Source organism: Streptomyces blattellae, from assembly GCF_009709555.1.
GTDB classification, from domain to species: Bacteria; Actinomycetota; Actinomycetes; order Streptomycetales; family Streptomycetaceae; genus Streptomyces; species Streptomyces blattellae.
Map to the genome: position 1 here is coordinate 1 of NZ_WJBG01000201.1, position 16,708 is coordinate 16,708.

14 protein-coding genes and 2 pseudogenes are annotated in these 16,708 nt (G+C 69.9%); 8 read left to right on the forward strand and 8 right to left on the reverse strand.

The genetic code is table 11. The features are described 5' to 3' along the window. Positions 1-689, forward strand: a 689-nt coding sequence (locus GFH49_RS27290; protein ID WP_196218142.1) for an ISAzo13-like element transposase-related protein, incomplete at its 5' end; no start/stop codon positions are given. A gap of 10 nt (positions 690-699) precedes the next feature. Here the strand turns inward: GFH49_RS27290 and GFH49_RS27295 are convergent. After that, a pseudogene (locus tag GFH49_RS27295) lies at positions 700-1,275 on the reverse strand (alpha/beta hydrolase family protein). A gap of 113 nt (positions 1,276-1,388) precedes the next feature. On the opposite strand from GFH49_RS27295, the gene GFH49_RS27300 reads away from it, so the two are divergent. Further along, complete coding sequence (locus tag GFH49_RS27300; RefSeq protein WP_155058720.1) at positions 1,389-1,955, forward strand: Uma2 family endonuclease; 567 nt, start codon at positions 1,389-1,391, stop codon at positions 1,953-1,955. A 396-nt stretch (positions 1,956-2,351) separates the two neighbouring features. Here GFH49_RS27300 and GFH49_RS27305 read toward each other — a convergent pair whose 3' ends face one another. Continuing rightward, the gene (locus tag GFH49_RS27305) at positions 2,352-2,630 is read right to left on the reverse strand and encodes a hypothetical protein (RefSeq protein WP_155058721.1); all 279 of its coding nucleotides are present in this window, start codon (positions 2,628-2,630) and stop codon (positions 2,352-2,354) included. A gap of 287 nt (positions 2,631-2,917) precedes the next feature. Between GFH49_RS27305 and GFH49_RS27310 the strand changes: the two genes are divergently transcribed. From GFH49_RS27310 to GFH49_RS27320, 3 genes are all read left to right on the forward strand, one after another. Further along, positions 2,918-3,349 carry an SRPBCC family protein gene (locus tag GFH49_RS27310; RefSeq protein ID WP_155058722.1) on the forward strand — a complete coding sequence of 144 codons (432 nt, stop codon included), beginning with the start codon at positions 2,918-2,920 and terminating at the stop codon, positions 3,347-3,349. A gap of 61 nt (positions 3,350-3,410) precedes the next feature. Then, entirely contained in the window at positions 3,411-4,163 is a 753-nt protein-coding gene (locus GFH49_RS27315) for a PP2C family protein-serine/threonine phosphatase (protein WP_155058723.1), read from the forward strand. Positions 4,164-4,235: 72 nt separating this feature from the next. After that, the gene (locus GFH49_RS27320) at positions 4,236-5,585 is read left to right on the forward strand and encodes a hypothetical protein (protein ID WP_155058724.1); all 1,350 of its coding nucleotides are present in this window, start codon (positions 4,236-4,238) and stop codon (positions 5,583-5,585) included. Positions 5,586-5,611: 26 nt separating this feature from the next. Here GFH49_RS27320 and GFH49_RS27325 read toward each other — a convergent pair. Beyond that, positions 5,612-6,133, reverse strand: a pseudogene (locus GFH49_RS27325) (cellulose binding domain-containing protein); the annotation flags it as partial. 143 nt (positions 6,134-6,276) lie between these two features. Between GFH49_RS27325 and GFH49_RS27330 the strand changes: the two are divergent. Continuing rightward, positions 6,277-7,089 carry an SAM-dependent methyltransferase gene (locus tag GFH49_RS27330; RefSeq protein WP_155058726.1) on the forward strand — a complete coding sequence of 271 codons (813 nt, stop codon included), beginning with the start codon at positions 6,277-6,279 and terminating at the stop codon, positions 7,087-7,089. 22 nt (positions 7,090-7,111) lie between these two features. On the opposite strand, the gene GFH49_RS27335 is transcribed toward GFH49_RS27330, so the two are convergent. The 3 genes from GFH49_RS27335 to GFH49_RS27345 all read right to left on the reverse strand — a co-directional run bounded on the left by GFH49_RS27335 (position 7,112) and on the right by GFH49_RS27345 (position 10,218). After that, complete coding sequence (locus GFH49_RS27335) at positions 7,112-8,356, reverse strand: MFS transporter (RefSeq protein WP_230396519.1); 1,245 nt, start codon at positions 8,354-8,356, stop codon at positions 7,112-7,114. Between the two features lie 551 nt (positions 8,357-8,907). Then, on the reverse strand, positions 8,908-9,318 hold the full coding sequence (locus GFH49_RS27340; protein WP_230396520.1) for a hypothetical protein: 411 nt from the start codon (positions 9,316-9,318) through the stop codon (positions 8,908-8,910). Positions 9,319-9,768: 450 nt separating this feature from the next. Continuing rightward, the gene (locus GFH49_RS27345; protein ID WP_155058728.1) at positions 9,769-10,218 is read right to left on the reverse strand and encodes a hypothetical protein; all 450 of its coding nucleotides are present in this window, start codon (positions 10,216-10,218) and stop codon (positions 9,769-9,771) included. 616 nt (positions 10,219-10,834) lie between these two features. On the opposite strand from GFH49_RS27345, the gene GFH49_RS27350 reads away from it, so the two are divergent. Both GFH49_RS27350 and GFH49_RS27355 read left to right on the forward strand, forming a co-directional pair. Next, positions 10,835-11,341, forward strand: coding sequence for a glutathione peroxidase (locus tag GFH49_RS27350; protein ID WP_155058729.1), 507 nt, complete (start codon positions 10,835-10,837; stop codon positions 11,339-11,341). 64 nt (positions 11,342-11,405) lie between these two features. After that, positions 11,406-12,281, forward strand: coding sequence for a MerR family transcriptional regulator (locus GFH49_RS27355; protein ID WP_155058730.1), 876 nt, complete (start codon positions 11,406-11,408; stop codon positions 12,279-12,281). A 59-nt stretch (positions 12,282-12,340) separates the two neighbouring features. Here the strand turns inward: GFH49_RS27355 and GFH49_RS27360 are convergent, their stop codons facing one another. Both GFH49_RS27360 and GFH49_RS27365 read right to left on the reverse strand, forming a co-directional pair. Further along, positions 12,341-14,188 carry a DUF8823 domain-containing protein gene (locus GFH49_RS27360; protein ID WP_155058731.1) on the reverse strand — a complete coding sequence of 616 codons (1,848 nt, stop codon included), beginning with the start codon at positions 14,186-14,188 and terminating at the stop codon, positions 12,341-12,343. 205 nt (positions 14,189-14,393) lie between these two features. Next, positions 14,394-16,661, reverse strand: a complete 2,268-nt coding sequence (locus tag GFH49_RS27365) for a D-alanyl-D-alanine carboxypeptidase (RefSeq protein ID WP_230396521.1) — start codon at positions 16,659-16,661, stop codon at positions 14,394-14,396. Between the last annotated feature and the right edge of the window lie 47 nt (positions 16,662-16,708).

A 16,708-nucleotide genomic window follows, 5' to 3' on the forward strand; every position in this document is an offset into this window, starting at 1 on the left:
ACTGGCGGGGCAGGCCCCTGACCAGCCACGACGTCATCGTGAACAGCATCGCGGCGACCACCACCCGCACCGGGCTGAAAGTCCGCGCCGAACTCGACACCGCCACCTACCCCACCGGCGTCCGCATCAGCAACCGGCAGATGGCCGCCCTTCCCCTGGACCACCACGCCTGGCACGGCGACTGGAACTACAGCCTTCGCCCCGAGCCGTACGACCAGGTCAGTGACGCCCCGGACCCGTTCGACCAGCCCAGTGCCGACCTCGCCTGGCTGTGCCACCCGGCCCTGACCGGGCTCCCGGCCGAGGAGTGGACCAAGCTGATCACCACGCTCACCGCCCTCCACGAGGACCAGCGGGAAACGCACCTGGACAAACGGCGTGGCCACCGGCCGCGCATCAAGGGTGGTCCTCTCACCGGCCGTCGCCCCCTCCTCACCCTCGCCGACCGGCTCCTGGCCACCCTCCTTCACCAGCGGCTCGGGCTTCCGCAGGTCGCGATCGCCCGCCTCTTTACCGTGACACCCGAAACCATCAACCGGCGCATCCGCGACATCCGCCAACTCCTCGACACCGCTGGACACGTCATCCACCCCGCCGACGACCGACTCACCACCCTCGAGGACCTCTACGCCCTCGCCAGCGCGGCAGAGATCACCCACCCACCAAACGTCAAGACAGCGAGTTGTTAATCGGCAAGCCCTAACTACACGGCATTGGGTCTAGGAAGTTCAGCACCGTCTCGTATATGAGGCGAATGTGGTTCGGCGCCCCGATGGCGTGCCCCTCGTCCGGGAAGTGCAGGAAGCTGACGGGCGTCCCGAGCCGCTGAAGATCGCTGTGCAGGCTCAGCGCCTGGCCCATCGGGATTCGGCGGTCCTTACCGCCGGGCACGATCAGTATCGGCGTGGTCACCTTCGCCGCGTGGGGCGAGTCGGCTTCGTACCGTTCGCGCCGAGTCCGCGGGTCGCCGAAGATCTTCCGGAAGTACGCGTGCATGTCCGTGTCGATCTGGAACGCCTCCAGGTTCTACATCCCGTCGTGGCTGACCATCGCCTTGAAGCGGTCGGTGAGGGCCCGGTTGGCCAGGCAGCCGCCGTAGCCGCCGTAGGACCAGCCGGCGAGGCCGATCCTGGTCGCGTCGAGGTCGTCGCGTGCCAGTGCCGCGTCCGTCAGCGCCACGAGATCACGGTAGGGCTGACCAAAGTACTGGCCCCGGCCGCGCTCCTGCTTGCGTTGCCCGTAGCCGGTGGACAGCGCCGGATCCGGTGGCAGCACCCGCGTAGCCGCGCGGGAAGGGGCGTGAGCGAGATCAGCGTGCCGGACGGAGGCAGACAGTACGCTGAGTCCAGCGGGATCGGGCCCGCAGCACAGTGTCCGGGAGGTGCTTCATGACGGCCGAGATGGTGGCCCCGGCGTGGATGCATGAGCAGATCACGGCGGATGAGTACGAGTCCTGGTCCGAGGAGCAGTGCGCCGGTATCGAGATCGTGGACGGGATGGTCGTCGTGAGTCCGAGTGCGTCCAAGCGGCACAACCGGCTGGCTCGGATTCTGGCGAACGCCCTGGATGCCGCGGCGGGCCCGGAGTGGAACGCCGACACTGACTTCGACGTCCGGCTTCAGGACGTCCCGCTCACCAGTCGCCGCCCGGACGTCGTCGTGTACCGCGCAGACACGATCGACATCACCCCCACGCGTCCTGAGCACGTGCTGCTGGTCGCGGAGGTGGTGTCGCCGGGCTCGGAGACCACCGACCGGATCGTGAAGGTCGACCAGTACGCCAAGGCAGGCATCGGCTTCTACTGGCGGATCGAGCAAGCCGCGACAGGCGTTCCTCTCGTGTACACCTACGTTCTCGACCCCGCGACGAAGACCTACCGGGACGGAGACGTGTTCACCGGCGTCCTCAAGGTAGCGGCCCCCTTCCCGGTGCAGATCGACCTCGGCCAGGTCTGACCCACGCGCTGCTCAGCAGTCGGCAGCGCGTGAGCGATGCGTGAGCGGACGGCCCGATACAGGGCGGCATGAGCCGGATCAAGTGGCTCGCCGTGCGCTTCTGACCAGGGGAAACAGCACCGCCCGGCAGCGCCAGGCACCACCCGGCAAGGATCCGATCCCACTCCTAAAGCGGGTGTCGCAGGTTCGAATCCCGCCGAGGGCGGTCAGGGGCAGGGGCCTGATCCGGAGAAGCGGATCAGGCCCCTGGGGCTTCCGAGGCGGGGGGTGTCAGCGCACCCCGATCACAGTGTCGGCATTCACCTCCCATGCCCCGTACTCCACCGGAAGGTCCCACGACGGGGCATGGTTCCAGCACTGCCCGCCGGCGACAGGGCCCGTTCCTTGAGGCGCCGCCTAGAAGGCCTTGTTGTCGCAGCCCATGGTCGAGCCCACGTGGGTGCCCTGACCACCCGAGTTGCCCTCGCCGTTGAGGGCGTTGCCCAGCACGCCGTTGAGGATGCCGACCTGGCCGAGGATGTCCAGGTTCAGGTCGTGCGACTTGCAGTGCGAGCTCTGCATGACGGTCTTGCCGCCGTGCCCGTCGTTCCCCTTGGCGGTGGCGGTGCCGGTGCTCAGGATGCCGACGCTGCCGAGAGCGACGACCACGACGGCAGCCTTGTGAAGCTTGTGCATGTCATCTCCGGAAGTGAGGTGTGGTGTTGATGTGACGTGTGCGATCCGCGACAGATCGACTTCGCACAGTTACGGGAGATTAGTATGAAAAATGACCATAGGATTCAGCGACGCGCCATGATGTGCGGTCTCCCCGGGAAGCACCCGAACAGCCGCAAGGCGTGCTCAGCCGGTGCCGGGCGCACACTGGAGACAGAAGCCGGAGACAGAAGCCGGAGACGGGAAGCCGGAGACGGGAAGCCGGAGACGGAAAGACCGTGCGTCATGAGCCGAACCCGGAGGTGGCCATGAGCACCCTCGAAGAGCACATCGATGTCGGAGTCCCGGTGGACAGGGCCTGGGAGAGGCTGCACCGGGTGGAGGACTGTCCGCGCTACGTGGCAGGGGTACGGGGTGCCCGTGCGGAGACGGAGCGGCGGGCGCATCTGGACGTCGAGGCCGGCGGACGGGCCCGGGAGCTGGCGGCCGAGGTCTCCGACCACGGCGACGAACGCGTGATGGAGTGGCACACCACGGGCGCCGCCGAGCTGACGGGGTCCTTCTCGCTGCAGCCGATCGACCGGGACCACACCCGGGTCCAGGCGCGGCTGGAGTACGACCCCGGCACGATCAGGGAGATCTTCGGCGGGCCCAGGGGATTCGCGCAGGCGAATGCGATCGAGCGGCTCGTCCGCAGTGATCTGGAGTCCTTCAAGGAGTACGTGGAAAGGGAGCAGTGAGCGACGGAACAGCGGTGGGCGCGATGAGCGCGATGAACGCGGTCGGCGGTGATGGTGTCGTATGCCGTACGTCGCCGTGAGTGCGCTGAGTCATCCGGGGCTGCTCAGGGACCGGAACGAGGACAGTCTCGTCGTCGGGCCGTGGACCCTGTGCGCAACGGTCACCGAGAATCCGCAGACCCTGGCCTTCCCGCTCGGGACACCGCTCGCCGTCGCCGTCGCCGACGGACTCGGCGGGCATCCCGGCGGCGAGGTGGCCAGCGCCCTGGTCGTACGTCAACTCGCGGCGCTCGGTCCGGCTTTGAGCGGCGAGGACGCCGTACGCAGCGCCCTGAGCGCCTGCAATCGCGCCGTGTACGAGGCCGCCGGCGGCGACGAGGGCGGCGAACTCGCGACCATGGGGACGACGGTCGCCGGCGCCGTCGTACAGCCTGATGCGCTGCTCGTGTTCAACGTGGGCGACAGTCGCGTCTTCGCGTCCGCCCCCGACGGGCTGCGTCAGGTGAGCGTCGACGACAGCGGACCGCTCGAACCCGGGCAGCGCACCACGTCCCTCGTCACCCAGTGCCTGGGCGGCAGCCCCTTCTACCGCGCCGTCCTCCCGCATGTGACCTCCGTACCCCTGTCACCCGGCGACCGCTACCTCATCTGCACGGACGGTCTGACCGACCCGCTGCCGACGGACGTTCTCGACAAGGTGATGCGGGAGCACGACGACGGACGCGCCGCGTTCGAACTGTGGAAGGCCGCCATCGAGGCCGGCGGCCCCGACAACATCACGCTGGCGGTCGTGCGCGTCGGGGACGGCGAGTAGAGCCGAGTAGAGCGTCAACCGGTGCGCACGGAAAGCTGGTTGTGGTGGGCATGGACCAGGCACCATACGCGCATGACCGATGACGCCAGGTTTCCGTCGTCTGCGCCGCCGACGTCTCGCGCCAAGCGGCGCAATGCCGTGCTGGCGCTGTACGACAGTCCGGTCCATCGGGACTGGGCGTTCTGGATGACCATGGGCTGGGGGGCCATCACCGGCGCCGCCATTGGCAGCAGCGATCAGCCCAGGTCGATGCCCGTCTGGCTGGACACGCTGCTCGCTGTGCTGACGTTCGTCACCCTTTTCGGGGTGTTTCCGGCTTGGCTCCGGTTACTCGTCCGGCGCTGGCTGTCGCGCAGGCACCACGGTTCACCACGGCCCGCCGTCGGGACGCCGCTCCCCCCTCCTGTCCAGTACGCCCCCGCCCCCGCCATGCCGGCTGCCGCACGGCCGTCCCCGCCCGTCCAGGCGCCGCCCCCACCACCGCCCGCCCCACCATCACACCCCCGGCCCGCCCCCGTCGCGGGCACCACGTCCCCGTCCTCCTCCCCGGACGTGCTGGCAGCCGCACGGAACACGATGCCCCACCCCGTGGCCCGTGCCGTTCGCACCTTCCAGCTGGCGCACACCGGCAAGGATCAGTACGAGGCTCTGCTCGATGCCGCCGAGATCCTCGCGATCTGCGTCAGCGTGACGTCGGCCGCCCTGCTGCGGGGGACGGACGGCACGGGCCACGGAGTGGGCCTGCGCAACCTGTCCGCACTCCGCAGCGCCTTTCTCTCCGGGGGCGGTGCCACGTTCGGCACGTGGACCAACTGGCTCGACGCTCTGCGCCGGCTCGCGGCGGACCGTCCCGATGTCGTTCCCGGTCTCCGGGAGTCATTGCACGACGAACCGGATTCCCCGGGCCTGGTCGGCCGCCTCAACGCGTTGCGCGCGGAACGGAACCGTGCCGCGCACGGTGACCGGCCGCAGAGCGTCGACGAGTCCGCCCTCCGGGTGGCGGAGTGCGTTCCCCATCTCGAAAAGGCCCTGGAGCAGGCCGAGTTCCTGACGCGGACGCCCTGGCTGCTCACCGTCTCCTGCGCCTACCGGCCGCGATCACACACCTTCGACGTGGTCGCCCACCATGTGATGGGCGACCACCCGGACTTCGAACGCCGGGAGTTCACCTGGACCCAGCCGGTGGCCGACGGCATGTTCTACGTGCTGAGCCCCGACGGCCCGGTCTCCCTCTCCCCCTTCGTGGCCAGTCTGTTCTGTCCGCAGTGCCGGCAGATGGAGGTCTGCTATGCCTCCAAGGCCGTCCGGGACTCGGGCCCGGCAACGCTCAAGAGCTTCGCCCGAGGACACGACGTGCTCTCCGACGACCTCGGCGACGAGATCCGCGCCCTGCCCGATCACCGGCGAGGTACCGGCAACTGACGTCCGCCGCGCTCCGCCCCCAGGGGTCAGGCCCCGGCGCAGGCCGCTCCGTCGAGGGTGAAGGACGCCGGAGCGGTGTTCGTGGCCCCCTTGGTCCCGGTGAAGCCGACGGTCACGGACCCCGCCGCCGGAATGGTGGACGTATAGGACGCGGGCCGCACCGTCACCGCACCACCGCTCTGGGTCGCGGTCCCGCCCCACATGGTGGTGACGGTCTGGCCGTCAGGGAAGGTGAAGGCGAGCGTCCATCCGCTCAGCGGCGTCATCCCGGTGTTCCGGATCACGATCTCGCCCTGGAAGCCGCCCGGCCACTCGTTCACCGCCCGGTAGCCGACCGTGCAGCCCACCCCGGCGGCCTCGTCCGTCGTGACGCTCACCGTCGCCGAGCGTGCCGAGCGGTTGCCGGCGGCGTCGCGGGCGTGGACGGCGAAGCTGTACGTCGTGTCGGGGGTGAGTCCGGTCAGGGTGACGGAGTTCGTGGTGGAGGCAGCGACCGTCTCGTCAGAGGTTCCCGCGACCCGGACGACGTCGTACGGGAGCGCTCCCATGAACCCACCAGGGCAGGGACACGTCAATACGCGCATCAAGACACCGCACCCGCGGTTCTCCGAACCGCCTTTCTCACCCGTCGAGTTGATTTACGTTGATACTGATCACCCAACGCCCATATCGAGGTGCAGGAGGCTCCCCCGTGTCGGACTCAACCCCCGATGTCGCCGCCACCGCGGAGGTACGCGCCCGGATCGACACGACCAAGCCGCATTCGGCCCGGTTCTGGAACTACTTCGTCGGCGGCAAGGACAACTACCCGGCCGACCGGGAGATCGGGGACCACATCAAGCAGATCTTCCCCGGCCTCGTCGACGTGGCGGTCACGAGCCGGCACTTCCTGGGGCGTGCCGTCCGCCACCTCGCCGTCGAGCAGGGCATACGGCAGTTCCTGGACGTCGGCACCGGGCTGCCGACCGCCGACAACACGCACGAGGTGGCCCAGCGCGTGGCCCCGGACGCCCGGATCGTGTACGTCGACAACGACCCCATCGTGCTGAGCCACGCCAACGCCCTGCTCACCAGCACCCCCGAGGGCACGACCGCCTATCTGGACGCCGACCTGTACGACCCCAAGGCCGTCCTGGAGGCCGCCGCGGGCACGCTCGACCTCTCCCAGCCGGTCGCCCTGATGATCCTCAACACCCTCGGCCATGTCGCCGATTACGAGCAGGCGCGCGGACTCGTGCGCGCGTTCATGGCGGGCCTGCCGTCGGGCAGCTACCTGGTGATCAGCGACAGCACCGCCACCAGCGAGGGCATGATCGCCGCGTCGGAGGCATACAACGCGAGTGGCGCGGTGCCGTACTACGTACGCAGCGTCGAGGAGATCGCCGGGTTCTTCGACGACCTGGAACTGGTGGAGCCGGGCGTCGTGCAGGTGACCGAGTGGCGCCCGGAGTCGGGGGACGCCGTTGTCGTGGACGCCTACTGCGGGGTGGGGCGCAAGCGGTAGCGCTCCGCTGGGCGCGGTGGATTCATCTGCGGGACGGTGGGGGCTGGTCGCGTCCGCGGGGCGGTAGCCGCACATCCAATACAGCCCCGCGCCCCCTACGGGGCCTTGCGGGGCCAGAACCCAAGACGCCCAGCGTCCCCGTCACCCCGAGCGACGCCACCGCCATGACCGTCATCGCGGTGGCGGGCGAGGTGAGTTGGGCCAGCGAGCCGGCGAGGGCCGCGCTCACACCCTGCATGGTGAGCATCCCGGAGCTGTGCAACCCCAGGGCCTGGCCCGCCAGTTCGCCAGGGGTCAGGGACATCAGGCGCTCCTGCTGCACGAGGCTCGCGCCGAACCCGACCGACGCGACGGCGACCGCGACCGCGGCGAGCGGGAGTGGTGGGCGCAGGGCGAAGAAGGCGTACGGCGTGGCCAGCAGGACCAGCAGCGGCACCCCGAGCCGTGCCCGCACCCCGGGCGGCAGCAGCCGGCCGACCGTCACGTCCCCGACGAACATTCCCAGCGCCGCACAGGCGAACAGCGTGCCCGCGTCGGCGGGGGCGTAGGAGACGTACAACGACTCGCAGCCGACGATCAGGCCGTTGGGAACCCAGAGGGCCAGCAGGACGTGCCGGCGTGGGCGGGAGGACCACAGCAGGGCGTTGGCGTGCCAGGTCGCCGTCACCGAGGGGCGGCCCGACGCGCGTGGCGGGCGGGCCGACAGGCCGAGCCGGACGCCGATCGCGGCCATGATGTGCAGCGCCGCCGCGAGCAGCAGGACCGTGCCCGGGGACAGGACCGCCAGCAGCACGCCGCCCGCCGCGTATCCGGCTATCTGCACCAGCCCGCTCATCATGTTGAAGAGCGAACGTCCCGGCATGAATGCGCCCTTGGCCACCACCTCGTTCAGCAGCCCCCACCGCACTCCCCCGCCGAGCGACGCGACCAGCCCCTGCGCCAGGACGACGACGAAGATCCCCCAGATCGGCAGTCCGGGCAGGGCCAGCACCGCCGTACCGGCCGCGGAGGCGCCCGAGATCCCGGCCAGCGTCGCCCTCGGCGGCAGCCGGTCCGCGCCCGACATCAGCAGCGTCGCGCCCAGCACCTGCGCCAGCGAGGGGCCGAACATGCTCACCGCCGACAGCAGCGGCGACCCCGTCGCCCGGTAGACGAGCGTGCCGAGCGCCAGTCCGGCCATCGTCTGAGCGGCGACGTTCGCCACGGAGACGAGGAAGAGCGGGGTGAACTCCGGTGTGCGGAACAGGGATGCGTAACTGGCGGTCATGGGGGAAGAGTCTCGGGCACGCCCGAGAGCCGGAGCCATCGTTTTTCCGCTGTTTTCCGCGGAGTGCGAAAGGTGGCGTACGCCCATGGGCTGGTGGCAGCTCAGCGCCGACGCCCTCGCCCGCCTCCTCCTTTTTGTTCACCTGGCGCCTGCACGCGGGGATCTCGGCATGCGCGGTACTCCATTCGGCTCCACACTGAAGGCTGTGAGCTGGTCGTCTTCACGGACGACGGACGCCAAGAGACCAGAGCCGCGGAGAAGGAGGACCTTCGCTCCGATTGCGCAACGCTCCGCAGCCTCCAGCGAGATCCCGGTCCGACAGCCCGACACCCCATCCCCTGGGAGGCGCTGTGGCCCTCATAGCTCTGTGCTTGCCCGCACTGATGCTGGCTTTGATACTCGCGCTGGGAATGCTTGAGGACTTCATATTCCCCCGCCCACCGGCTCCTCCGGACGAGGCGGAGCTTCCTGAGTCCACCACCGCACACGAGCCTGGACCTTGAGTCGCAGGGCGGCCCGAACCCTGACAGCCCGGAGGGGTTCAGACACCGCTACTGGGCGGGGCCAGGATGCTCACCGGGTGTCTGGCCGGAGTCCGGGGCTGGTGCGGCAAGTCTGAGGGCGTCCTTGCGTGTGTTGACGTCATCGAACTGCTGGATGAGTTCTCTGACCCGCGGTGGCGTGGTGGCTTGCGTGCCGAGCTGGCTCTGTGCGCGCAGCAGCTCACCGTAGATCGCTCCGTACGTTCCGCAGAGCTTGATGGATTCCTCGGCGCGGTCGTGCAGGCCGGTTGCGTAGGGCGCGGCGATGGTCAGCGCGGCCAGGCAGGACAGCGCGGAGAGCACCACCTGGGCGGTGAGGCGGGAACCGTCGGCGATGAGCGGCCAGGCGGCGAGCCCTGCGATGACGCTGAGTGCGGCTGCGGCGATGTGGTAGAGACGAGCCCGGTGCAGCAGGTGCACGGTTTCTCTCGGGGTTCTTTTCACCCAGTAACGGGCCCGAGCGGCGCTGCCATCGAGCTGACGCGCGAGCGCTTCGTCGACAGGCGGTGCACCGGCAGGTCCTTTCCCTCGTCTGACCAACGTCAACAGCACAGCTACGGCGCTCCCGCACTCGTCCGGTAGTGATTCCACATTGACGTCAGTCGATCGTGTTTTTCCAATGCAACGCGCCGATTCCCGACCAACGGACCTTCGCCCCGGCCGCCAATCAGCTGCATGCCCGCTTGCTTTTGCGATCACCATGGGACGGGCACATAATGTGAAACGAGCCCAGCCGGGTATTTCCACCTGAAGGGCATACCCTGCGCCGGAGCCCCGGCCCGATTACGGCGGGCCGGGGCTCTGATGCGCGTGTGGGGCTGTCACATCCAACGGTGACTTCGTCGGGGACGGTCGCTGCCGCGGTCCCTTTTAGTCGACGACGCGGAAGCTGCCGTTGGTGGTCACAGTGTCGACTCCGAAGCTGGTGCTACCAGGCCCAACCGTGGCGAGGGGAGCGCCGAGGTCGCAGACGGACCCGTTGAAGAACTGAATGGTCCGGTGGGTGTTGTTGGTGACGTTGAAGGTGGTGGCGACACCCGGGACGACCGTGATGCACGCTCCCGGGTCGGCCGAGTAAGTCCGCTCGTTGATCTGGATCTCGCCGCCGTCCCTCTTGTGCCCGTGGTGGTCCTTCTTGTACCCGTCCTTCTCGTGCCCGAAGTCGCTGTCGCCACCGAGGGGGGCCGAGGCGGGACGGACGGCTTCCCGGACGGACGAGGCGGTCTGGGGGGAGTCCGCGGAGGCGTAGGTCACGCCGGTGACAGTCAGGGCCACGGCTGCCGAGGCGCCGGCGATCAGGGCGACGGTGCGTGTCTGCATCTCAGATTTCTCCTTCTTTCAGGGAAATCGGCTGAACTGCCGATCTGTGAATGAACCTACTGAGGGCGATTTCCGACGGCATCTCAAAGATCACTAACGTGTGACGCGCAGCCGCCATCCGGAGGTACACGAGGGCATCCAGCAGGTATTTCGGATTTCCCTGAGGGGTCGTCAAATTGCCGCAATTAACGGCAGTTTGAAGAACGGGATTAGGCCGGGCCGGTGAAAGAACCGGAGCCCGTCACCCCGCCGAAGCGTCGGAGGCGTGTCGGAGGTTGACGCCACGTCTGAATCGCCCCCTGGACCCTTGTCAAGGACCGCACATTGCCGCGCGGCTCGTCTGCACGGACCCGGGACACGCCGTCTCGGTGAGAGCCGCTGTGCGCGGGCCGCGCTGCTCGTCCTGCTGGACTCCCCGCTGAGTACGACCCGGCTCGTCGCCCTGACCGGCCTGCGCCTCGGCTCGGTCGGCCGCCATCCGGGGATCCTGCGGGACGCGGGGCTGGTGGAACGACGGGGGCGGGCCGGTCGGTGCTGTGCTCGCGGGCAGCGGCGGGACGGGTTCGCGTCGAACCGCCGAACGGTGCCGACAGCTGCCGGCGTTAGCATCCGTTTCATGACTACTGACACCAGCGGCAACTCCGTACTCGACGTGGACATCGATGCGCTTCAGGGCGGTGCGGCGGATCTCGGCCAGTACAAGGGCAAGGCCGTGCTCGTCGTGAACGTGGCCTCCAAGTGCGGGCTGACCCCGCAGTACGCGGGCCTGGAGCGGCTGCAGGAGCGTTACGCCGCGCAGGGCTTCACCGTGCTCGGCGTGCCCTGCAACCAGTTCATGGGCCAGGAGCCCGGCAGCTCCGAGGAGATCGCCGAGTTCTGCTCGGCGACGTACGGCGTGACCTTCCCGATGACCGAGAAGGTCGAGGTCAACGGGGACGGACGGCATGCGCTGTACGACCGCCTGACCGGCTTCGCCGACGCCGAGGGGCACACCGGCGACATCCGCTGGAACTTCGAGAAGTTCCTGATCGGCCGGGACGGCCAGGTCGTCGCGCGCTTCGGGCCGCGGACCGAGCCGGAGTCGGCGGAGGTCGTCGCGGCCGTGGAGGCCCAGTTGGCTTAGCTGCCTGTTGACCTTGCCCTTGGGGCAAGGGTGAGCGTCCCTGTCACCGGGCGGAAGGCACCCGGTGACGGAGGATGACGTGGTGGAGAACGAACTGCTCACCATCGGGGCGTTCGCCGCGAGGGCCCGGCTCTCGGCCAAGGCCCTGCGGCTGTACGACCGGCTCGGACTGCTCGCCCCGGCCCACGTGGACGAGGCCAGCGGCTACCGCTACTACCGCGCCGACCAGGCCGAACGCGCCCGGCTCGTGGCCCTGCTGCGGCAGCTGGACATGCCGCTGGCCCGGATCGCCGAGGTCGTCGAGGCGGCCGACGGCGACCACGCCGAGCGGCTGCTCGCGACCTACTGGGCGGACGTAGAAGCGCGAGTCGCGGGGCAGCGGACGCTCGCCGGGTACCTCCGTGGACGGCTGTCGGGGAGGAGTTCCGAGATGTACGGGAAGTTCGAGATCGAGACGGTCGACGTGCCGGCGCGGGTGGTGATCACCGAGACGCGGCACACGCTGGCGGACGAGCTGCCGGCGTGGATCGGGGCGTCGCTGGGGCGCCTGGAGGCGGCCTCCCGGGAGTGCGGCGGCGTCACGGCGCCGCCGTTCGTCGTGTACCACTCCGAGGTGTCGATGGAGAGCGACGGGCCCGCCGAGGCGTGCGTCCCCGTCGCCGACGAGGCCGCGGCCCGGTCGTGGGCCGACGCGCGCGGATGGGCCTGGGAGACACAGGTCAGGGTCGATCCCGCACAGCGGCTCGCCTGCACCCGGATCACCAAGGCGCAGGTGGCCCATCCACAGATCCTGGCGGCGTTCGAGGCGGTCGAGGAGTGGATCGCCGCGCAGGGGCTGGAACAGGCGGGACCCTGCCGCGAGGTGTACTTCGCCGACTGGGATGCGGCGGGGGCGGAGGATCCGGTGTGCGACATCGCGTTTCCGGTCCGGCTCCGCTGAGCCCCGTCCCGCCGAGCCCAATCCCGGTGGTCCGGCTCCACTGAGTCCGGTCCCGCTGGCTACCTCAGTTCCTCCGGGCACGGGGTCCCGCGCGGGACCCCGTACGGTGCCCCCAGCCGGTAGGTCCCCGCCTTCGGGGCCAGCAGGACCGTCCACTTGTCGCCGTCCGCGTCCTCCTCGGCCTCCATCAGGCAGCCGTTGACGTTGTCGTACGTCTTCGGGGCGCCGTCGGGACGGTCCTTGGATGCCTCCGTCTCCTGCGGGCGCTCAAGCTTCTTGCCGTCGGCGTCGACGATGCTCAGCCACGGCGAGTAGGGGATGCGGACGAGGATGCGGCCGGGCGCGGTGACCCTCATCCTCAGCTCGGTCTGCTCGATGCGCTCGACGACCGCGTTCGGCTCGGCGAGCGGCGTCGGGTCGGTGACCCGGAACAGCTGCCAGTTGGCGTCGCCCCAGATCTGCTCCAGATACGGCATACCGCGCTGGACGAGTTCCCGCTCGCGCTCACCGCCGTCGCCGTCCGCCTCGCCCTTGGGCAGCACGACGAAGTGGACGGCCCAGCGCCTGAGCCACTCGTAGTAGTTGGCGGAGTTGAGGGTGTCGTCGTAGAAGAGGGGGTTGCGTTCCATGTCGGCCTGGCGGTTCCAGCCGCGGGCCAGGTTGACGTACGGCGCGAGTGCGGAGGCCTCGCGGTGGGAGCGGGCGGGGACGACCTCGACGCGGCCCTTCTCGGCGCCGACCTCCTGGAGCTCGTTGACCAGGGGCGCCAGCTCGCGGGCCCAGGAGGCGGTCGGGGTCGTGTTCACGACGTCGTCGACGGACTTGAAGCCGATCCACGCGTTGAAGCCGACGATGGCCACGACGAGCGCGTACCACTTGCGGGAGCGCGGCACCGTGAAGGGCAGCGCGGCGACCAGTGCCACCCCCGCGAACAGCATCGGCAGCCGGGTGATGTTGGAGCCGATCTGCGAGCTGATCAGCCACGCCAGCAGGACCGAGAGCCCGTACACGGCGGCCGTGATCCGTACCGTCTTCCACTCGCGCGGTACGGCGGCGAAGACGAACACCGCGTACAGCAGCGGCAGCGACGCAGAGCCGAAGGACATCGGCTGGGTGCCGGAGAAGGGGAACAGCCAGGCGGAGACGGCGACCACGACCGTCGGGGCGAGCCCCAGCGCCCAGGCCCCCGGGCGGCGCTTCTGCAGGAACAGCGCCACCGCCACCAGGCCCACGAACAGGCCCGCGACCGGTGACGCCAACGTGGCGAGCGCCGCCAGCGGGGCCGCGCACAGCGCCTTGGCCCAGCGTTTGTAGCGCCAGCGGTGCGGCCAGCAGAACACCACCGCGACGGCGGCGAGGGCGAACACGGTGCCGAGCCCGAACGTCACCCGCCCCGACGCGGCATTGCACAGGAACGCGAAGACCCCGGCGAGCGCGGCCCACAGCGGGTTCTTCACCCAGCGGCTGCGGACCAGGATCATCGTCAGCAGCCCGGCGGAGATCGTCCCGGCGATCATCATCGTCGTACGGACGCCGAGGAGGGACATCAGATACGGCGACACCGCGCTGTACGACACCGGGTGCATACCGCCGTACCAGGCGAGGTTGTACGCCGAGTCGGGGTGTCGGCCGACGAACTCGGCCCAGGCGTCCTGCGCGGCGAGGTCGCCGCCGCTGTTCGCGAACGTGAAGAACCAGACGACATGCAGGGCGCCGGACAGGGCGGTGAGGGACAGGACGGGGTGGCGCAGGAGCCGTTCACGGACGGCCAGGACGGCACGCCCCAGCGCCTGCGCCGCACCGCCGTGCTCAGTGTCGGCCTGCGGCGGTGCGGGCACGGGTATTCGCGGGCCTGATCCCGGGTCCGGATCGGCGTCGTCTGCGTGTTTCGGCTCCGCAGTGGCCACCTGAAGGCACTCCCCGTGTCCCGTCTTCTGTTCTCTTCAGGACGCGCCCCGTTCCCCGCGCGTTGCCCGCCGCGTCTCCGCGGCTTTCCCGGCCGCGTCCCTGAGCGGTGACCTGCCCCGATTCGCGACGCTAACACGTGGCCCGCCGCCCGGCCCCCGGATGGGGCCGAGCGGTGGGCCGCGGCTGGGACCGTCGCGCCCGGTATCAGCCGACGCGGGTCAGCTTGTCCGTGAAGCCCGGCTCGGCGAGGTCCGTCTGCAGCGCGACGGGCACCTTCACGGCACCGGCCGTGCCGCCGTCGCCGACGGTGAGCGTGCCGACCTTGGTGCCGGCCTTCGCGGTGTGCGGTACGGCGTCCGCGGTGAAGTCCAGCCCGACCTTCAGGCTGGACCAGCCGACGGCGGTGACGTCCTCGGTGGCGACGACCGGGGTGCGACCGCCGAGGCCGTCGTCGACGTAACCGACGACCTCCCCCTTCTTGATGATCGTCGCGGCCCGCAGGGCGTCCTGGGCGGCGCGGATCAGCTTGTCGCCGCCGTCGAGTGCGGCGCTGAGGATGGTGTTCTCCGGTCCGCCGGCGGGCTGCCGGATGACCGCGCCGATGATGGTGCGGGTCTCGCCGCCGATGTCCTCCGTGGCGGCGAAGACGAGGTTCCCGAGGGCGGAGGTGGTGGTGCCGGTCTTGATGCCGACGACGTTGTTCCTGCCGACGAGCTGGTTCCAGTTGGAGTGGTTGACGCCCTTGTAGTCGTCGTACGACATCATCGCGGCGACCTCGCGGAAGGCGGGTTCCTGCATGGCGGCCTCGGCGAGCTTCACCTGGTCCACGGCGGTGCTGACAGTGGAGTCGTTCAGTCCGGAGGGGTCGGTGTACGTGGTGTTGGTCATGCCGAGGTCCTCGGCGGCGGCGTTCATCTTCTCCACGAACGCCTCCTCCGAGCCGGCGTCCCAGCGGGCGAGGAGACGGGCGACGTTGTTCGCGGATGCGATGAGGATGCTTTCCAATGCCTCGCGCTGGGTGATCGAGTCGCCCGCGGTGACGTCGACGGTGGACTCCTGGCCGGCGTCGGACTGCTCCTGCGCGGTCTGGTCGATCCTGATCTTCGGGCCGTCCTCGCCGCTCTTGAGCGGGTGGTCCCGGAGGATGACGTACGCCGTCATGACCTTGGCGACGCTGGCGATGGGGACGGGCTTCTGGTCGCCGGAGCTGCCGAAGGTGCCGATGCCCTGGACGTTGAGGGCGGCCTGCCCGTCGGACGGCCACGGGATGTCGACCTCGCCGCCCTCGAAGGTGTAGGCGTCCGCCGCGGTGAGGTCGAGCGTGGGGGTCGGGAGCGGACGCACACTCTGCACGACCCCGAAGACGATCGCCAGCAGCACGAGCAGCGGCGTCCAGATCTTGACCCGCCGCGCGGCCGTGCGCAGCGGCGTCTGCGGGGGCGGTGGCGTGTTCGTCAGCTCCGCCAGCAGATCCAGCGGCGGCTTCGGCGGCAACGGCTGCTGCGTCGTCCGCTCCGGCCCGACCTGCGGCACGGGCGAGGTGACGTCCGGCGTGGCAGGCCTCGGCACGCTCGGCCGCGGCACGTCCAGCGGCTTGAGCGCGACGAACTTACTGGTCCGCTCGACGTCCGCTTCGAGCTTGCGGGACCGGCCTTCGTCGGCCTTGTCATCGGCCTTGTCGTGGGCCTTGTCGTGGGCCTTGTCGTGGGCCTTGTCGGCGTCCTCGGGTGCCGTCTTGGCCGCCCCGCCCAGCTTCAGCATGGTGGTCGGCTGATCGACGGCGGGCCCGGTGGGCCGTACAGCCTTGAAGACGGCGGTGGGCTGGTCCACGGGGGGCTTGCCGGCCTCGGGCGTGCCGCCATCGGCGCCGGGTCCGACGCCGGAGCCCGCGCTGCCGCCGGACGCCGCGCTGCCGCCGGACGCCGCGCTGCCGCCGGTGTCCGCCTCCGCGTCGGAGCCGCCACCCTCACGGCCGTCCACGTCATCAGTGCCGGGCTCTGCATCGGCCTCCGGCACAGCGTCAGCCGCCGACTCGCCGTCAGCTTCGGAATCGGCCACGGCGTCACTGTCACTGTCGGCGTCGGAGTCGGATTCGGATTCGGCGTCGCCCTCGGAGCCGGTGCGCGTCTCGGCTTCGGCGTCGGGCTCGGGCTCGGCGTCGGCCACGACCTCAGCGTCGCTTTCGGCGTCGGCGTCGGCGGCAGAGCGGGCGCGCGTCTCGGTGTCAGCTTCAGGCCCGACGTCGGCCACGACCTCAGCGCCACTGTCAGCGTCGACGTCAGCGGCAGAGCGGGAGCGCGTCTCGGTGTCGGCCTCAGCCTCGGGGCCGGCCCCGGACACGGCCCCGGCCTCACGGTCGGCCTCGCTCCCGGCGTCAGCTCCGGAATCGTCCTCACCCTCGGCGTCCGCGCCGCCCTCAGAGTCTGCATCCGTCTCGACGTCGACGTCAGTCTGAACGTCGGCGTCGAGCACAGCCGCAGCGTCGGCGTCGTCCTCAGGCTCTACGCCAGCCCCGGAAC

Coding starts and splice junctions, on each gene's coding strand:
- GFH49_RS27300 (WP_155058720.1), top strand. CDS start 1,389: ATGACGGCCGAGATGGTGGCCCCGGCGTGGATGCATGAGCAGATCACG.
- GFH49_RS27305 (WP_155058721.1), bottom strand. CDS start 2,630: ATGCACAAGCTTCACAAGGCTGCCGTCGTGGTCGTCGCTCTCGGCAGC.
- GFH49_RS27310 (WP_155058722.1), top strand. CDS start 2,918: ATGAGCACCCTCGAAGAGCACATCGATGTCGGAGTCCCGGTGGACAGG.
- GFH49_RS27315 (WP_155058723.1), top strand. CDS start 3,411: ATGCCGTACGTCGCCGTGAGTGCGCTGAGTCATCCGGGGCTGCTCAGG.
- GFH49_RS27320 (WP_155058724.1), top strand. CDS start 4,236: ATGACCGATGACGCCAGGTTTCCGTCGTCTGCGCCGCCGACGTCTCGC.
- GFH49_RS27335 (WP_230396519.1), bottom strand. CDS start 8,356: ATGACCGCCAGTTACGCATCCCTGTTCCGCACACCGGAGTTCACCCCG.
- GFH49_RS27345 (WP_155058728.1), bottom strand. CDS start 10,218: ATGCAGACACGCACCGTCGCCCTGATCGCCGGCGCCTCGGCAGCCGTG.
- GFH49_RS27350 (WP_155058729.1), top strand. CDS start 10,835: ATGACTACTGACACCAGCGGCAACTCCGTACTCGACGTGGACATCGAT.